General features: G+C 59.4%; 14 protein-coding genes. 6 read left to right on the top strand and 8 right to left on the bottom strand.

Features of this window, described 5'->3' with window-relative positions:
• Positions 1–451 precede the first annotated feature (451 nt).
• The 3 genes from hslU to HDF10_RS12825 form a co-directional block, all read right to left on the bottom strand.
• The gene (gene hslU, locus HDF10_RS12835) at positions 452–2,035 is read right to left on the bottom strand and encodes an ATP-dependent protease ATPase subunit HslU (RefSeq protein ID WP_183814023.1); all 1,584 of its coding nucleotides are present in this window, start codon (positions 2,033–2,035) and stop codon (positions 452–454) included.
• A 63-nt stretch (positions 2,036–2,098) separates the two neighbouring features.
• On the bottom strand, positions 2,099–2,740 hold the full coding sequence (gene hslV / locus HDF10_RS12830; protein ID WP_406706296.1) for an ATP-dependent protease subunit HslV: 642 nt from the start codon (positions 2,738–2,740) through the stop codon (positions 2,099–2,101).
• A gap of 116 nt (positions 2,741–2,856) precedes the next feature.
• Positions 2,857–4,452, bottom strand: a complete 1,596-nt coding sequence (locus tag HDF10_RS12825) for a hypothetical protein (protein WP_221271691.1) — start codon at positions 4,450–4,452, stop codon at positions 2,857–2,859.
• 200 nt (positions 4,453–4,652) lie between these two features.
• Here HDF10_RS12825 and HDF10_RS12820 point away from each other — a divergent pair, with 200 nt between their 5' ends.
• Together HDF10_RS12820 and HDF10_RS12815 are read left to right on the top strand one after the other, a co-directional pair.
• Positions 4,653–5,180 carry a hypothetical protein gene (locus tag HDF10_RS12820; protein WP_183814021.1) on the top strand — a complete coding sequence of 176 codons (528 nt, stop codon included), beginning with the start codon at positions 4,653–4,655 and terminating at the stop codon, positions 5,178–5,180.
• Between the two features lie 68 nt (positions 5,181–5,248).
• Positions 5,249–6,196, top strand: a complete 948-nt coding sequence (locus HDF10_RS12815; RefSeq protein ID WP_183814019.1) for a cation diffusion facilitator family transporter — start codon at positions 5,249–5,251, stop codon at positions 6,194–6,196.
• Between the two features lie 206 nt (positions 6,197–6,402).
• Here the strand turns inward: HDF10_RS12815 and HDF10_RS12810 are convergent, their stop codons facing one another.
• Positions 6,403–6,825 carry an OsmC family protein gene (locus HDF10_RS12810; protein ID WP_183814017.1) on the bottom strand — a complete coding sequence of 141 codons (423 nt, stop codon included), beginning with the start codon at positions 6,823–6,825 and terminating at the stop codon, positions 6,403–6,405.
• Positions 6,826–6,934: 109 nt separating this feature from the next.
• Here HDF10_RS12810 and HDF10_RS12805 point away from each other — a divergent pair, with 109 nt between their 5' ends.
• Positions 6,935–7,111 carry a hypothetical protein gene (locus HDF10_RS12805; protein WP_183814015.1) on the top strand — a complete coding sequence of 59 codons (177 nt, stop codon included), beginning with the start codon at positions 6,935–6,937 and terminating at the stop codon, positions 7,109–7,111.
• Between the two features lie 31 nt (positions 7,112–7,142).
• Here the strand turns inward: HDF10_RS12805 and HDF10_RS12800 are convergent, their stop codons facing one another.
• Complete coding sequence (locus HDF10_RS12800; RefSeq protein WP_183814013.1) at positions 7,143–8,828, bottom strand: M28 family peptidase; 1,686 nt, start codon at positions 8,826–8,828, stop codon at positions 7,143–7,145.
• Positions 8,829–8,921: 93 nt separating this feature from the next.
• Between HDF10_RS12800 and HDF10_RS12795 the strand changes: the two genes are divergently transcribed.
• On the top strand, positions 8,922–10,424 hold the full coding sequence (locus tag HDF10_RS12795) for a glycoside hydrolase family 27 protein (RefSeq protein ID WP_260177867.1): 1,503 nt from the start codon (positions 8,922–8,924) through the stop codon (positions 10,422–10,424).
• A 351-nt stretch (positions 10,425–10,775) separates the two neighbouring features.
• Positions 10,776–11,843, top strand: a complete 1,068-nt coding sequence (gene ruvB / locus HDF10_RS12790) for a Holliday junction branch migration DNA helicase RuvB (protein ID WP_183814601.1) — start codon at positions 10,776–10,778, stop codon at positions 11,841–11,843.
• A gap of 298 nt (positions 11,844–12,141) precedes the next feature.
• Here ruvB and HDF10_RS12785 read toward each other — a convergent pair whose 3' ends face one another.
• Genes HDF10_RS12785 through murQ form a run of 3 tightly spaced genes read right to left on the bottom strand, consistent with a single transcriptional unit; the run spans position 12,142 to position 14,820 of the window.
• Positions 12,142–13,311 (bottom strand): glycerophosphodiester phosphodiesterase family protein, encoded by a 1,170-nt coding sequence (locus tag HDF10_RS12785; RefSeq protein WP_183814011.1) that lies wholly within the window; start codon positions 13,309–13,311, stop codon positions 12,142–12,144.
• 49 nt (positions 13,312–13,360) lie between these two features.
• Entirely contained in the window at positions 13,361–13,855 is a 495-nt protein-coding gene (gene ruvX / locus HDF10_RS12780) for a Holliday junction resolvase RuvX (RefSeq protein ID WP_183814009.1), read from the bottom strand.
• 56 nt (positions 13,856–13,911) lie between these two features.
• The gene (gene murQ, locus HDF10_RS12775) at positions 13,912–14,820 is read right to left on the bottom strand and encodes an N-acetylmuramic acid 6-phosphate etherase (protein WP_183814007.1); all 909 of its coding nucleotides are present in this window, start codon (positions 14,818–14,820) and stop codon (positions 13,912–13,914) included.
• A gap of 374 nt (positions 14,821–15,194) precedes the next feature.
• Here murQ and HDF10_RS12770 point away from each other — a divergent pair, with 374 nt between their 5' ends.
• Entirely contained in the window at positions 15,195–15,875 is a 681-nt protein-coding gene (locus tag HDF10_RS12770) for a DUF2306 domain-containing protein (RefSeq protein ID WP_183814005.1), read from the top strand.
• Positions 15,876–15,978: the final 103 nt, after the last annotated feature.

Raw genomic sequence — 15,978 nt, 5'->3', positions numbered from 1 at the left:
CTCTGTCCATTTAGATGAAACAGAAGGGGAAACGTCACAATACGCTCAAATCGTGCCTGACCATTAAACCCAATGTGCCTCAATAAGTTGCTCACACTGACCAAGGGCTGACGGAGGGATGACAAGGCCGGGACAAGACTTCATCAACGCCGTCGAAAATCAGTCTTCCAGCATCGAAAACACTCTTCAAAGTCAGTTGTAAAAGTTATGTCTCTAAGAGACTGTCCTGCCGGACGGGCCTCCTGCGCGGAGAGCGGTCACTTCGTGACGTGTATACCGGCTTCGCCCCGCTCCTCCCGTTGGTCGGCACAAACTTCAGCTTGCGACCAACGGGAGCGCCAACCGAAGGGGTATACCATCCCGAAGTGATCGCCCCAACCGGGGTCCCCGCAAACAGGTCTTCGTTTGTGGGGTGGCCTAGCGTAGTGGGGCCCGTCCGGCAGGACAGAGTCTACAAAATATACCGCGAAAGATCCTGGTCCTTCACAATCGAAGCCACCTGCTGCCGCACATACTCCGGATCAACCACAATCACCTTCTCCACGCCCGTGGCCGTCTGCCGCTCGATCACCGGCAGCGGGGGCGAAGGCATCTGCGGGTCCGACGTAAGCGACGCAGAGACAGGCACTTCGCCCACCACGCCCTCCTCCGTAATCTCTGCCCGCGGACTCTTGAACAGATCCGGCGCCTGGAAGCTGATCTCATCCAACACCCGCTCCAGAATCGTATGCAGCCTCCGAGCCCCAATGTTTTCCGTGGTTTCGTTCACCCTGAAAGCAAACTGCGCCATCTCCGCAATCGCCTCCTTCGTAAACTCCAGCTTCAACCCCTCCGTCTCCAGAAGCGCAGTAGACTGCTTCACCAGCGACGACTTCGGCTCCGTCAGAATGCGAATAAAGTCGTTCACCGTCAACGAGTTCAGCTCCACGCGAATAGGAAAACGCCCCTGCAGCTCAGGAATCAGATCGCTCGGCTTCGACACATGAAACGCACCCGCAGCAATAAACAGGATGTGATCGGTCGAGACCATCCCATACTTCGTGCTAACCGTAGTCCCTTCAACGATCGGCAGAATATCCCGCTGCACGCCCTCGCGCGAGACATCCGGCCCATGCCCGCCTTCGCGTCCCGCAATCTTGTCGATCTCATCCAGAAACACAATCCCCGAGTCCTCAACCCGCTCCACCGCAAGCCGGTTTACCTGATCCATATCGATCAGCCGGCTCTCCTCCTCCTGCACCAGGTAGTCGAAGGCCTCTGCCACCTTCATCTTGCGCTTCTTCGTGCGCTGTCCAAACAGCCCCGGCAGCATATCCTTCAGGTTGATATCCATCTCCTCCGAGCCCTGATTGGAGATAACCTCAAAGCTCGGCTGGTTGCGGTCGCGCACATCCAGCTCCACCGTGCGCTCATCCAGCTTGCCCTCGCGAAACTGTTGCCGCAGCTTCTCTCTCGTCCGGTGCTCACGATCCCCCGGCTTCTCCTCGGAGTCATCCACCGCCCCAGCCATAGGAAGCTGAATCACATTGCTCCCAGGCTCATGCGTAGCCGCAGCGGCGGTCGCTGCCGTCGGCGTCGGAGGCAGCAGCAGGTCGATCAAACGATCCTCCGCCGCAAGCTCCGCCTTATCTTCCACCTCTTCCATCTTCTCTTCGCGAACCATGTCGATCGCGATCTCCACCAGGTCACGCACAATCGACTCCACATCGCGCCCCACATAGCCGACCTCAGTAAACTTCGAGGCCTCCACCTTCAGAAACGGCGAGTTCGTCAGCTTCGCCAGCCGCCGCGCAATCTCCGTCTTCCCCACGCCGGTCGGCCCGATCATGATGATGTTCTTCGGCATGATCTCATCGGCCAGCTCCGGCGGAAGCTTCTGCCGACGCATGCGGTTGCGCAACGCAATCGCCACGGCCCGCTTGGCCGCATGCTGTCCCACAACATACTTATCCAACTCCGTCACAATTTCGCGCGGCGTCATCTCATCGAGCGCAAGCGCCTGATCTTCAGCAGTTCCAGGTAGAAAAATTGCCATAGTGCCGTACTCCTTGTCGCATGTCGCAGCGACGAATCTTTTAACTTCTACGAACCGTCAAGCCTACTGGTTCTCTACCGTCTCGGACTTCAGCTCTTCCACCGTCATCTGGTCATTGGTATAGATACAGATCTGTCCGGCGATCTTTAGACTCTTTACCGCGATCTCCCGGGCGCTTAAATCTGTGTTCTCCATCAAAGCCCGCGCGCTGGCCAACGCAAAGCTGCCGCCGCTGCCAATCGTCGCGATCCCCTCATCCGGATCGATCACATCGCCGGTCCCCGACAGCAGAAATGTATGTTTCGAATCCGCCACAATCAACAGCGCTTCAAGCTGCCGCAGCATCTTGTCCGTGCGCCAGTCCTTGGCCAGCTCCACCGCCGCGCGCCCCAGGTTGCCCGCATACTGCTCAAGCTTCGTCTCAAACCGCGCAAACAGCGAGAACGCATCGGCGGTCGATCCCGCAAATCCCGCCAGAACCTTGTCCTGGTACAGACGCCGGATCTTCTTCGCCGACCCCTTCATAATCGTCGCGCCAAGCGACACCTGCCCATCGGCAGCCATCACCACGGAGTCGCCGCGGCGCACGCAGATGACGGTCGTAGAGCGAATCCGCCGTCCGTCGCCCAGATCCAGCGGGTGGGCTGCGTCAAGCGGAACAGTGGAAGTTTTAGACTTGGCAATAGTGGAAGAAGGCGGCTTCATGGGCAATCTTCAGTATATCGTCAATCCTCCGTTCCTCTAACCCTCGACTCCGGCGCATCCCCTCTCCGTCAACCAGGTCGACCAATCAGATCGATGCCAAGTCACAACCGCAGCGATTATTTGCGGCAGCTCGCGTTTCCCGCACTCGGAAACGCCAGAAACGTGATGCTCGCCGGAGCAAGACGAACCATCCCTGCCGCCTGCGCCTCTCCCTCAAGCGAAGGAAGATCCCCGTCGGAGTTCACCTGCAACTCCACCCCATTCAGCTCCACTTTGTTGTCCATCAGGTCTTTCGCCGTCAACGTGTAGCGCTTCGACTTCGCAGGCACCGTAAGCTCCTGAACCGTCGTGCGATCGGCATTGATCGCCAACAACGCCACACCTCCAGGTTGATTCCGCAGGCAGTGCGCGTAGAGATGCAGATTCGGCGAAGGCGAAGCGCCCGCGTCGAGAACCGTAGTGCCCATCAGCTTGCGCCACAACAACGCTGACCAGAAGTTCGGCCTCGGCAGCAGCGTGGCCTCGTCCACCAGCGCATAATCGCTCGCTGCAAGCGTGTTGTGCATCACCACCTGCACACCCCGTTTCGCCAAAGTTCCAAGTTGATTCAGGTACCGGAAGCTGTCGATGAAGTCCGAAGCCCACGGGTTGCCGCCACACGCCGTCTCCCCTGTCTCGGTCAGCCAAAGCGGTGCGCCCGCAGCAAAGCGATCGCGCAGCTTCGCATAGAAATCCTCATCCCGATTCGTTCGCGACAGCCAGTCATCCGTCAGCGCTGCGTCGGGTGTCGTCTGCAGGGAAGACCCGATCGCATTGCATCGCTTCGAGACGCCCCCGTAGAAGTGATACGAGAATGCATCCACACCAGGCCCGGCCGCCGCCATCATGTCCTCAGTCTTGATCAAGGAATTCGGCGGCAGGCCCACCGCAAGCCCTATCTCTCCCACCGATCCAGGGCCGAGAATCACCATCTCAGGCGCTGCCTCCTTCACAAAGCCGCGAAACACCTTGAAGTCTCTTCCATACGCCGCGGCGTCATAGCCCTTCGGCGCGCCCCCCATCCCGGCAAAGGTCGGCTCGTTGAACATCTCGGCTGCTGCAATACTTCCCCCGACGGCCTTCGTATACGCGAGCACCTTCTTCGCCTCCACCGGAGTCCATACGCCCTCTGCATCGCGCACGCCGGGACTGATCGCGAAAGACGTCACGATCTTCGCATCCACCGCCTTCGAAAAATCGATGACGCCCTTCCACTCTGGCCGCGTCAGCACAGCGTTGAAACCTGTTGGCGGAGTCGCCGGCGCAGGCTCGTCCGAATCATAGAAGTAGGTCGTGTTCTCCCACGTCCCGCTGACCCTTACATACGAAGGCGCCAGCCCCGCCGCAAGCTTGCGCAACCGCGGGTTTGCCAGGTTGATCGGTTCGCGGTACCGAAACGCGGAAGGATCCATCCCCGCAGGCGCCGAGTTCTTCGCACTAGCCGGCACATCCTGCTCGGCGCTGCCTTGTTTCTTGTAGGGAGCCCAGAAACGTCCGCCAGTCACCTCAACCATCTCTATGTTGAACGATTGAAAGCGCTCCCCCACCGTGGCGACCTTCGGCATCTTCGCAGGGGTAATCGCAACAGGCGTTTGAGCGATGAGAGTCAGCGACCAGGATGGCGCGATCAGCGCAAACCCCAGCAGGGATCTAAACCATGTCTTTCCATTCATCTTCGTCGCTCCCGGGCACTCGCGCCATTTAGTTTGAACTTCGACGGAATTCTACGCCCAGCGAATAAGAATGGGGAACCTCTATTTCAAGTTTTTTTGAGCATCTGTTCTTCGTCGCAATCCCCCAAAAGAACGTTACTGACACAGCACCTTCCCCCTCCCGATCCCTCCGCGATGGGCTATGCTTTTGGGCAGAGACTGTGTTTTCGCTGATTCCAACTCACCTGCCGCTTGCCCTCCGTACGCCGCGAGTCCTCATCGCCATTGGAGCAACGACCGCGACAGCAATCGGCGTCGTCAGCTACATCCTCACGCGCAAAAAACCCTCCGCCGAAGAGCTGGAGCGCGAACGCCGCGATCTTCTTGCCCGCATCGGCCGCATCACCGACGGAACCATCATGGACACCATGATCGCGGAGGTTCGTAAACCTGCCCTCGATCTTGCAGACGATCCGGAACCTGCCCGTCAGGGTCCTCTAACGCCAGAGATGATCGTCTACGTCTACCGCATCGCCGGCGTGACCTACGAGTGTGCTCAAGACGTCACCATGCTTCCAGAACTGGTTCATGGCGTTCGCACGGATCTTCCCATTCAGGTTCGATACGCTCCGCAAAATCCCGCCAACAGCATCATCGTGGCTGAGACCTGGAGCGGTTTGCGTCTCGGCGCCCGCCCACCTGTGCCTTATCCCTCTCAGGAAGAGGGCGAGCTCGACCAACCGTTCTAGTCGATCACTCCAATCAAATCTCCGCGCATTCGTTGAACCCGTAGCCCGCGCAGACTACACTTGTAGCTATGCACATGGTCGCCACTCCGAACAGCAAGATGCAGCGAGTCCTGCAGCTGTCCATGGTGCTCACCCTGGCCTATGTCGGGGCGACCTTCTTCTTCGGTCTGCGAGCACACTCCCTGGCCCTCATCTCCGAGGCCGGGCACAACGTCAGCGACCTGCTCGCCATTGTGCTGTCCTTCGTAGCCGTTTATTTTCAGGCGCGTCCTGCAACCGATCAGAAGACCTTCGGGTACCAGCGTGCCGGGGTACTCGCCGCGTTCGTCAACGCCGCAACCCTAGTCGTGCTCTCTTTATGGATCGCCTTTGCCGCCATCCACCGTTTCAGCGCACCCGTCGAAGTGCAGCCTAAGCTGATGATGTACGTCGCCGCTGCAGGTGTGTTGATGAACGGCACCATCGCGACCCTGCTCTGGAAGTTCTCCGGCGACGTCAACATCCGCAGCGTCTTCCTGCACATGCTCGGCGACACGCTCTCTACCGCCGCAGTCATCGCAGGCGGTGCAGCCATCTTCTTCACCCACATGTCGTGGATCGACCCGGTGCTCTCCATCCTCATCGCCGGCATGATCCTCTATAGTTCCGTCGGAATCATTCGCGAGACGCTGAATATTCTGCTCGAAGGCACACCGCGCAACCTTGAACTCGGCGAGATTCGTCAGGCGATCGCCTCGGTCGGCGGCGTCCTCAATGTCCACGACCTCCACGTTTGGAGCCTTGGTTCACAGTCCCACGCGCTCGCCAGCCACGTCACCATCGCCGAGATGCCCATGTCCGAGTGCGGCAGCATCCTCGCGGACATCAAGTGCGCTCTGCGCGACCGTTTTCACATCACCCACACCACGATCCAGTTTGAGATCACCGACTGCGAGACCACCTATGGCTGCGCCGCGCCGCCGGAGTTTGAGGCAATCGGCGCCCACGGCCATGACCATCACGGCCACGCTCACTGAAGTGTCCTGCCGGACGGGCCCGCTGCGCGCGGTGCGTTCACTTCGTGACTTGTATACCCCTTCGGTTGGCGCTCCCGTTGGTCGCGAGCTGAAGTTCGTGCCGACCAACGGGAGGACTAACGCCGATAACCCGCCAGGAAAAGGTATACGCCCCACGAAGTGGGCGCCCTCCGCGTAGGAGGCCCGTCCGGCAGGACGTATTTCCTCTAAACCAGCGTAGCGTCGACGGTAATAGTCGCCGCCTTCAGCACCTTCGACACCGGGCAGCCGACCTCCGCATTGTGCACCAGCTCATCGAACTTCGCCTTATCGATGCCAGGAATCGTCCCCTTCGTGGTCAGGTGAATCTTGGTGATCGTAGGCGCGCCATGAACATCGAGCGTCAGCGTCGCGGTCGTTTCAATGGTGTCGGGAGTAAAGCCTGCCTCAGTAAGCTGGCCGCTCAGAGCCATCGTGAAGCAGCCCGCATGTGCCGCCGCGATCAACTCCTCGGGGTTGGTGCCCACACCATCGGCAAAACGAGTCTTGAAGCTGTATTGCGTGTCCTTCAACGTGCCGCTCTGTGTGGAAATGGTGCCGGTGCCGTCCATGATCTTGCCATGCCATACTGCGCTGCCAGTGCGATCCATCGTAGTTCTCCTTTTGTTTTCAACTGTTACCTGTCAACAGTACCTTCTTCGATGCGCCGCTTGCGCCAAAGGACCTTGAAAAAAATCCCATCCGCGGTAGCATCTCGAAATGCCGCCGATCCCAGCCATCGAAGCAACCGCAGACGAGCCCCTTGCTTCCTGCCCGATAGCCACCGAGCACCACTCCCGCTTCTGCCCCACCTGCTCCTCGCGCCTCGAAGACAGCCGCTGCAAGCTCATCTGCCGAACCTGCGGCTACTTCCTAAGCTGCGCCGACTTCTACTGACCCGCAGAGCCTCTCAGGCTATACGCGCGCCCTATCTCCCCTGGCTAGCCTTCCGCGCCGCTTCGAACTCATCCTTCGGCTTCCACTGAATAATCGCCGGCGCGCTCAAAGCCTCCCACCCCAGCTCCATGCCAAAGCGGTCCAGCTTCGCATTCCCGCTGAAGTCCCAATCCTCGTGGAAGTTGTCGCTGAAGTTGTGATAGTCATGCGCCGTGAACTCCTCATGCTGCTTATGTCCCCACGCTGCATCATGTCCTTCATAGAGATTCCCCGTCTCAATCGAGAACGCCGGAATCCCCACACGCGAAAGGCTAAAGTGATCCGACCGATAGTAGCTCCCTGCCGAAGGCTTCGGATCCGGCACAATCGCAAGACTAAACCTCTTCGCCGTAGCCTCTACCGTCGGGAAGAACGTAGTCCTCTGCGCCCCGTTCACATTCGTCTCCAGCGGCACACCGATCGGCAGAATCATGTCGTAATTAATATCCAGCGCAATCTGCCCCGCAGGAATCGGCGGATGTTGCCCCAGATACTCCGACCCCAGCAGCCCCTGCTCCTCCGCCGTCACCGAAGCGAAGATCAGCGAGTGCGGCAGTTTCACCCCCGACTCCGCCCACGCCCGCGCCATCTCCAGCAGCATCCCGCAGCCCGTGCCATTATCCGCCGCGCCGTTATAGATATTGTCCCCAGCCATCCCCGGCACAAACCCCAGATGATCGTAGTGAGCCGTATACATTACCGCCTGGTCTTTGCCCCCGGCGTTCGCCCCCGGCAAAATCCCCACCACATTCGGCGACTGGAACGGCCGCACCGTGCTCTCCACATGCGCCTTCAGTCGCACCGGCAACTCCACCGCCTTGAACCCACGCTTCCCCGCAGCAACAATCTCCGCATCCGCATCCAGTCCACTCGCCGCAAAGATCTTCTTCGCCACATCCAGTTGAATCCAGCTAGCCGCCTCCAGCTGCGGATCCTTATCATCCCGCAGATAAGTCTTCTCGCTCGTATTCGAGTTCTTCACCACATCCCAGCCATAGCTCGCCAGATCCGTACGATGAATAATCAGCGCGCCCACCGCGCCCCTCCGCGCCGCCTCTTCGAACTTGTACGTCCACCGTCCGTAGTACGTCAGCGCATGGCCACCAAAGAAGTTCGGATCATTCGAAGGCGGATCACCCACGATGCACAGAATCACCTTCCCCTTCACATCCACTCCCGCATAGTCGTCCCACTGAAACTCCGGCGCAATCGCACCATAACCAACAAACACAATCGGCGCATCGATATCCACGCTCGGCGTCAGCATCCGATTGCTCACCGTGTAATCATCCGCATACTTCAGGTCAATCGAATACAGATCAATCGAATTTCCTTCAGGCTTCTTCGGAATCAGCGACATCGTCGTCTTCTCCGGAATCACTTTCATTCCAACAAAATTAATCTGCTGCAAAAAAGTCCCGTTATCCCCACCCGGCTTCAGCCCATACAGCGCAAACTGCGTCGCTATATACTTCGCCGCAATCTCGCTCCCGCGCAGCCCAGGCCCGCGTCCCTCCAGCAGATCGTCCGAAAGAAACCGCACCTGCGCGCGAATCTTCTCCCCGTCAATCGAGGCCTCCGCCGCCTTCACCGCAGGCGGAATCGACTGCGCGATCAGAGTTGTAGAGAAAGAAATAACGGAGGCTGCCACACAGATGCCCAAGCGAATCTTGATCAAGTTCCTACTCCTGGTGTAAGACTTCACGAATCCGTCCAGTCTAATCGCAATCAACCACGATGAAGATATCCGGCTCTTCCTTGCGGGGCGTTATTGAGACTCCACCCCGACGCCGTCATCCTGAGCGAAGTTGCTCGCGGCACTTTGCGAGCAGCGCAGCCGAAGGATCCCCGTATTGTCTTTGCGCACTCTCCACCTAACCGCAGAAGATCGCCCCACCCCTACTTTGATATGTTTATTCGCATGGTGATGAAGCGTTTTAGCGCGGCTCTGGCGATTCTCCTCGCAATCCCGGCAATCGCCCAGGACAAAGCGCTAGCCCCCACACCGCCCATGGGATGGAACAGCTGGGACGCGTATGGCCCAACCATCAACGAGTCCCAGTTCCGCGCCAACACCGTCGTTCTCGCCGCGCAGTTGAAGGAGTTCGGCTGGCAATACGTCGTCATCGACGAAGGCTGGTACCTCCAAAACCCTGAGAACATCTCCATGCCCCAGGCTCTGCGCTACACCATCAACCTCCGCGGCCAGTACGAGCCCGCCCCCAACCGCTTTCCCTCCTCCGCCACCGGCAACGGCTTCAAGCAACTCAGCGACACCGTCCACGACGACGGCCTCAGATTCGGAATCCACATCCTCCGAGGCATACCCAAAAAGACCGTCTTCGCCAACACCCACATCGGCACCACCCGCTATCGCGCCGCCATGGCCGCGGACACCACCGACACCTGCTCCTGGAACCCGGACAACTTCGGTGTCAAAGCCAACCTCGCCGGACAAGCCTGGTACGACGCCTTGATCAAGCAGTACGCCTCCTGGGGCGTCGACTTCCTAAAAGTGGACTGCATCGCAAACCCCTACAAGAGCGCCGAGATTCGCATGATCCATAAAGCCATCGAGCGATCCGGCCGTCCCATGGTCCTCAGTCTCTCCCCCGGACCCACGCCGCTCGACCACGCCGGCGAGGTGGCAAAGAACGCGCAGATGTGGCGTATCTCAGCCGACGTTTGGGACCACTGGGACAACGATCCCGAGGCCGAATGGTCGCAGAGCGTAAATGGTCAGTTCGCCCTCCTCGCGAAGTGGGCCGATCAGACAAGGCCCGGAGCGTGGCCGGATGCGGACATGCTCCCTATCGGCCAGCTCCGCCCAAACCCAGGCGAGGGCAAACCACGCAACTCAAGGCTCACCGAAGATGAGCAACGAACCATGATCACCCTCTGGGCCATCGCGCGCGCGCCCCTCTTTGTCGGCGGAAATCTCACCCAGATGGACGACGCGCTCAAGTCGCTTCTCACCAATCAGGCCGTCATCGACATGGACCGCGACTCCACAGCCAGCGAAAAAAACACCGAGGACGGACCGCTCATCACCTGGACCTCGCACTCCATCCGCGGAGACAAGCACTATCTCGCCATCTTCAATCTCAGCGACGCTCCCGTTCAAGTCGATAAGACCTTCGCCGAGTACGGCTACATCGACAAAGCCCAGTACAAGGTCCGCGACCTCTGGCAGAGACAAGAGCTAGGCCTCCAGAACTCCTTCCAGGTCGTCCTCCCCCCGCACGGCTCCGTAGTCTACTCCCTCCACGACTAACGGTTCCCATGCAGTTGCCTGTCCTTTTGTTTGTCATCCCGTAGGGATCTGCTGTTGTTCTTGCCGATGCCGTTCCCCAAGCCAAGCCCAGATCATCGGGTGCCCCTTCCATCGCTCACTTTGCGATGGTTGGGAATGTATCACTCTTCCAAGCCAGCTCTCGCCGTTGTTTGTTATCCTCCAAAATAACTCAAAAAACTCGTCATCTCGACCGAAGCGATGGACAGCATTACCGTCGTCGCGCAGTGGAGAGACCCCCGCATTTGTATTTGTCCTCATCCCGCGTCGCACGCCAAAGCGTTCACCGAAACATTTGCATCCCAAACCGTCTTCGCCGTACCATCGCCCTCAGTGGACTCCTTCAAAAACAAACCGAAGATCGATCTCAATCAAGCACGATCGACCGAGGCCGAGCGCCTCGTCTCCGCCGGCAGAGCCGAGGACGACGACGCCTTCGAGCTCAAGCTCCGCCCCACGCGCCTGGGCGAGTTCATCGGACAGGAAAAAGCGAAGGAACAACTAGCGATAGCACTCGAAGCAGCAAAGTCACGCGGCGAAGCCCTCGACCACGTCCTCCTCTTCGGCCCCCCCGGCCTCGGCAAGACGACTCTAGCCACCATCATCGCGAACGAGCTGGGCGTCGGCTACCAGCAGACCTCCGGCCCAGCGCTGCAGATTCAAGGCGACCTCACCGCCATCCTCACCAACCTGCGCGAACGCCAGGTCCTCTTCCTCGACGAGATCCACAGGCTCCAACCGGTCCTCGAGGAGAAGCTCTACACCGCGCTCGAGGACTACAAACTCGACATCATTATCGGCCAGGGCCCCGCTGCCCGCACCCATGTGATGGAGATCCGCCCCTTCACCTTCGTAGCCGCAACCACCCGCCCCGGCCTGCTCTCCTCCCCATTGCGCAGCCGCTTCGGCATCCTCCTGCGCCTGGAGTTCTACACCGACGACCAGCTCCGCTTCGTAGTCGAGCGCTCCGCCGAAGTCCTCGGCGTCCCCATCGATCAGGACGGCGCCGCCGAGATCGCCATGCGCTCCCGCGGAACTCCACGTATCGCCAATCGCCTGTTACGCCGAGTCCGGGACTACGCCCAGGTTCGAGCCAAAGGAGTCATCGACCGCCCCACCGCGCAAGCTGCTTTATCCCTCCTTGAAGTAGACGCCCACGGCTTCGACGAGCTCGACCGCCGCCTCCTCCGCACGATCATCGAAAAGTACGACGGAGGCCCCGTAGGCCTCAACACCTTAGCCGCAGCGTTAGCCGAGGAGCAGGACGCCCTCGAAGAGGTCTACGAGCCATTCCTCATCCAAATTGGCTTCTTGGACCGCACCCCAAGAGGCCGAGTAGCCACGCGCTTAGCCTATGAGCATCTGGGCATAGAGATGCCCCGCAAACTGAGCCTCTTCTAGATTCCGACCAACGGGAGGCCCAAGGCCTCAACCATCAAGACCGGTAACCAGTCACGAAGCGACCGCCTCCCGCGGGAGCCCGTCCGGCAGGACAGCTCTTAGGGTCTCAAAAATAAAGTTGAAAAACGTGGCGTATTTTTCGTCGCAAAATTTGTGGTGTTTCCAGCCACACATTCACCACGATCTACACCACGTTTACCATGCCAAAACGCCACGTTACGCAGCCACAAATTCACAAAAACCCCTGCAAAACACCACAACCACCACGTCAGAAAAAATCCTGCCGCAAAACAGAAAATTACTGCCGCAGGGCAACCGGGACGAACTCCGTGCTCAGCATCTTCGGCGGTCCGGTCAGGTAGTAGGTGGGGATCTTCGGAAACTGCTCCTCGACCAGAATCAGCGTCCGGAAATCAAAGCTCTGCACCTCCGCCTGCGACTCCATGTGGTTCCGCACAATCGCTCCGCACAGCGTGTTTACAAAGGTTTGCGGGTCAACCGTGTGATTGGTCTTGGGTTCCTCATGGGAGTTAGCCAGCGGCCGGTTGGGCCCTGCGGGATCATCGGGCAGAGGCAGGATCTTAGTCTCGAGGTTGAACCGGACCTTCTCCGCGTTGGCCGCACGGGCGGCCGCGTCCGGATGGAACTTGCCCGCGCCGGTGCGATAGTACTCAGCGTAGAAGCGGGTAAAGCGAAAGAGCTGTTCCGCGTGGGTCGGAACATAGGGGCTGATGAGATGCTCCTGTTCTGCGAAGGCTACCGCCACCGGTGAGAGTGCGAGATCGTTCTTCTGGTCGGGAAACTGCGGATGCAGCTTGTCGCAGATGAAGGTGCTCTGAGCCTCAGCGAGCGAGATATCGCGAGTGTAGACGCGGTTTTCCAGCGTGTAGGGGGTGCCATCCACCCGGCGGCAGGACTCTGGATTGAGGAACTGATCGTGCCATATCAGAGACACATGATCGGCTGTAACGCCAGTGTCGGTCTCGAGCGTGGTGCTCAGATGATCGAGTCCGTCCTCAAAGGAGGGCAGCGTGTTTTCGGGGCGCAGACCGCGGCCTCCGCGATGGGCCGAGACGTCGAAGCTCTTGAAGTAAGCGGCTTCGCTGGGGTGTGCGGCGGCTTCCTCCTTCACGACCTGCTGAAGGAGGTTCGGATAGTCGGAGATGATGCCATCGACGCGAAGATCGATGAGGGCGCGCATCTTTGCTGGGTCGTTGGTGGTCCAGGGAACGACCTTGAAGCCCGCTTTGTGAAGCTCCGCCATGTTGACCGGTGGGTTGGAGCCTAAGAGGGTTGCATCGAGCGGGGAGAGCACCGGAGTCTGGGCGTTGTGCGCTCTGGCATGCTTGTCGGCTGCGGTCATGAGTCCGAGGAAGGGATTTTTCATTGGAGTCTGCTGGGCGGTGAGGGTTGCGGTGGTGAGGAGGAGGCTTGCGGCGGATAAAACCGTTCGTGTGGAGGTTAACATGAGCGACCATGATATGGATTTGAAGTTGCCGGGGCGTGAATGCGAGTGGTCATTCCTTTTCGGGAGGGTCTTGGTCGTTCCTGTTTCTGAGATCGCTTCGCTCCAGCGCAGCCTTCGCCTCGGCTTGTGCTGTTGCCTGCATCCAACCTTGCAGGATGACGACTGCCGCTACCTGATCGATGACATACTTGCGCTCGCGGCGGCCGTGTCCGGCTTCATTGAGGATCTCGTGTGCTGCGACCGTGCTGAGGCGTTCATCCCAGAGCTGCACGGGAAGGCCGGAGCGCTTTTGCAGCTCCTCGGCGAACTCATGCACCTTCGCAGCCCAGGGGCTTACCTCGCCTGACATGTGCAGCGGATTGCCCACTAGGATCTTTACTACCTCATGCTTGCGAATCAGGCGTAGCAGGCTGCGCAGATCTTCTCCCCGAGTCTTGCGCCACAGCGTTAACAGGGGCTGCGCGGTGTATCCGAGTGGGTCGGAGAGCGCCACGCCCACACGAATCTTTCCCACGTCCAACGCCATCACGCGGCCGGTCGACATACCCTCAGTCTACCTGCCTCTCTCTCGGGGGACCCGGTGCGGTCGGGGCTTCTGATTCAAGGCTTCCGATTCAGGAGCGCGGAGAGATTGCCGTGGTGGGCTTTCAGTTTTGCTTCGGCGGTGGGGCGGTCGATGGAGAGCTTCTGCATGACAATAGCGGTCTTCACGCTGCCTCCTTCGGAAAGCAATTTTGCAGCGGCGGGTTGATCGATGCCGGTGGCGGCCATGATGATGCGCTGGGCGCGGTCTACGAGTTTGACGTTACTAGCCTGCATATTGACCATGAGGTTGCCGTAGACGGCTCCGGTTTTGATCATGACGCCGGTGGAGATCATGTTGAGGATAAGTTTGGTGGCGGTGCCGGCCTTCATGCGCGTGCTGCCGGTCAGGATCTCGGGTCCGGTGATGGGAGCGATGGAGATCTCCGCAACTTCAGCCATCGCGGAGTTGGGGACGCAGGTAAGAGAGATGGTGAGTGCGCCTAGTTTGCGGGCGTGGGCGAGGGCGCCTAGGACGTAGGGGGTGCGTCCGCTGGCGGCTATGCCGAGGACGGTGTCGTTGGCGGTGAGTGCGTGAGCGGCGAGGTCTGCAGCTCCTTGTTCCGGGGAGTCTTCGGATTGTTCGCTGGATTTGCGGAGGGCACTGTCGCCACCGGCGATGATGCCCTGAAAGAGGGTTGGCGGAACCGAGAAGGTTGGAGGGCACTCGCTGGCGTCGAGTACGCCGAGACGGCCGCTGGTGCCTGCGCCGATGTAGAAGAGGCGGCCGCCTGCTTCAAAGCGGTGGGCGATGGCGTCGATGGCCTGGGCGACCTGCGGAAGAACAGCAGCTACGGCGGTGCTGACCTTGGCATCCTCCTCGTTGATGAGGCGGAGCATCTCCAGAGTGGGCAGCTCGTCGATGTGTTCGGTTCGCGGGTTACGGGCTTCGGTGGTGAGGGCGGCGAGGTTCGTTTTGACTTCCATGTGTGGTATCCCCCTCCCCCTGTCAAAGGTGTGCAAAGTATTCGATTTAGATACTTTAGCTTTGGACTTGGAGGTGCGGAGTTCCTTCCCGACTCTATTTGGGCGCTAACTTTTGATTTAGATCTGCTACTTCTAGTTTAGCGGGTTAGGGGTAACTGATACGCTACGGAGATGTTATTGATTCGGTGAGGGATGGGATGGATTGGGGCTTGACAGGTTTTTCGCGTTGCTGCGACTGGATGCAGCGAAGTGAGAATGTCGGCGCTCTCTCGCCCTGAAGCGGCTCCTCATCTGCGAAACTTCTCCGTCGCAGAGCGCGTAGACTCTTTCCACAATCGATCTCGCAATCGCGGGTGTTGGGAGGGCCTGGACGCATGAGACTTCCGCTCTTGATTCTGCACATCCTCGGTGGGACGATGGGCTTGCTGTCCGGCACCTTCGCGATTGCCGTGAGCAAGGGCAGCCGCCTGCATCGGGCGTCGGGAAACGTCTTCACTATCGCGATGCTAACCCTGGCCTCGAGCGGCCTCTGTCTCGCAATACTGAAATCTCAGCGCGGCAACATCATCGGCAGCATAGTCACCTTCTACATGATCACTACCGCCTGGCTCGCGGGCCGCCGCAGGAGCATAGGCCGACCTGACTGGGCCGCGCTTCTGGTCGGCCTCGGCGGAGCAGCCGCCGTCATCACGCTCGGCGTCCTTACCCTCCACCATCCCGACAAAAACGCCCCCGCTGGCATGTGCTTCTTCTTCGGTGTCGTCCTCCTGCTCGCCGCCGCCGGAGACATTCGTATGCTCGCTCAAGGAGGAATCGCGGGCCGACAGCGCATCACGCGTCACCTCTGGCGCATGTGTTTTGGACTCTTTATCGCAACAGGCTCTTTCTTCCTTGGCCAACAACAAGTCTTTCCCGCTTTCCTGCGTGGCTCTATCTTCCTGACAGTGCTCGCCCTTCTGCCCTTTACCGTAATGATCTATTGGCTGATCCGCGTACGCTTCAGCAAGGCTTACAAAGTACAGCCACCACCAACGCCGGTGCCCGTGAGTCCTTGAAGGCTTTGCGACACTCGATGCATCCAGGCATCAAAGCGAAGTCTGGCTAGCCATGTGTACTAAGACGCATCAGACCGGATGCAGGAATGGATCACGCAGCGGT

It is taken from the genome of Tunturiibacter empetritectus (assembly GCF_014201375.1).
GTDB lineage: Bacteria > Acidobacteriota > Terriglobia > Terriglobales > Acidobacteriaceae > Edaphobacter > Edaphobacter lichenicola_D.
The sequence above is the reverse complement of the archived record's forward strand: the minus strand, read 5'-3'. Positions and strand labels throughout refer to the sequence as shown.

Bases quoted from the DNA above. Each gene is read 5' to 3' on its own strand.
- HDF10_RS12815 (WP_183814019.1), top strand. From the start codon at position 5,249: ATGCACATGGTCGCCACTCCGAACAGCAAGATGCAGCGAGTCCTGCAG.
- HDF10_RS12770 (WP_183814005.1), top strand. From the start codon at position 15,195: ATGAGACTTCCGCTCTTGATTCTGCACATCCTCGGTGGGACGATGGGC.
- hslV (WP_406706296.1), bottom strand. From the start codon at position 2,740: ATGAAGCCGCCTTCTTCCACTATTGCCAAGTCTAAAACTTCCACTGTT.
- murQ (WP_183814007.1), bottom strand. From the start codon at position 14,820: ATGGAAGTCAAAACGAACCTCGCCGCCCTCACCACCGAAGCCCGTAAC.
- HDF10_RS12810 (WP_183814017.1), bottom strand. From the start codon at position 6,825: ATGGATCGCACTGGCAGCGCAGTATGGCATGGCAAGATCATGGACGGC.
- HDF10_RS12825 (WP_221271691.1), bottom strand. From the start codon at position 4,452: ATGAATGGAAAGACATGGTTTAGATCCCTGCTGGGGTTTGCGCTGATC.
- ruvX (WP_183814009.1), bottom strand. From the start codon at position 13,855: ATGTCGACCGGCCGCGTGATGGCGTTGGACGTGGGAAAGATTCGTGTG.
- HDF10_RS12805 (WP_183814015.1), top strand. From the start codon at position 6,935: ATGCCGCCGATCCCAGCCATCGAAGCAACCGCAGACGAGCCCCTTGCT.
- HDF10_RS12785 (WP_183814011.1), bottom strand. From the start codon at position 13,311: ATGTTAACCTCCACACGAACGGTTTTATCCGCCGCAAGCCTCCTCCTC.
- hslU (WP_183814023.1), bottom strand. From the start codon at position 2,035: ATGGCAATTTTTCTACCTGGAACTGCTGAAGATCAGGCGCTTGCGCTC.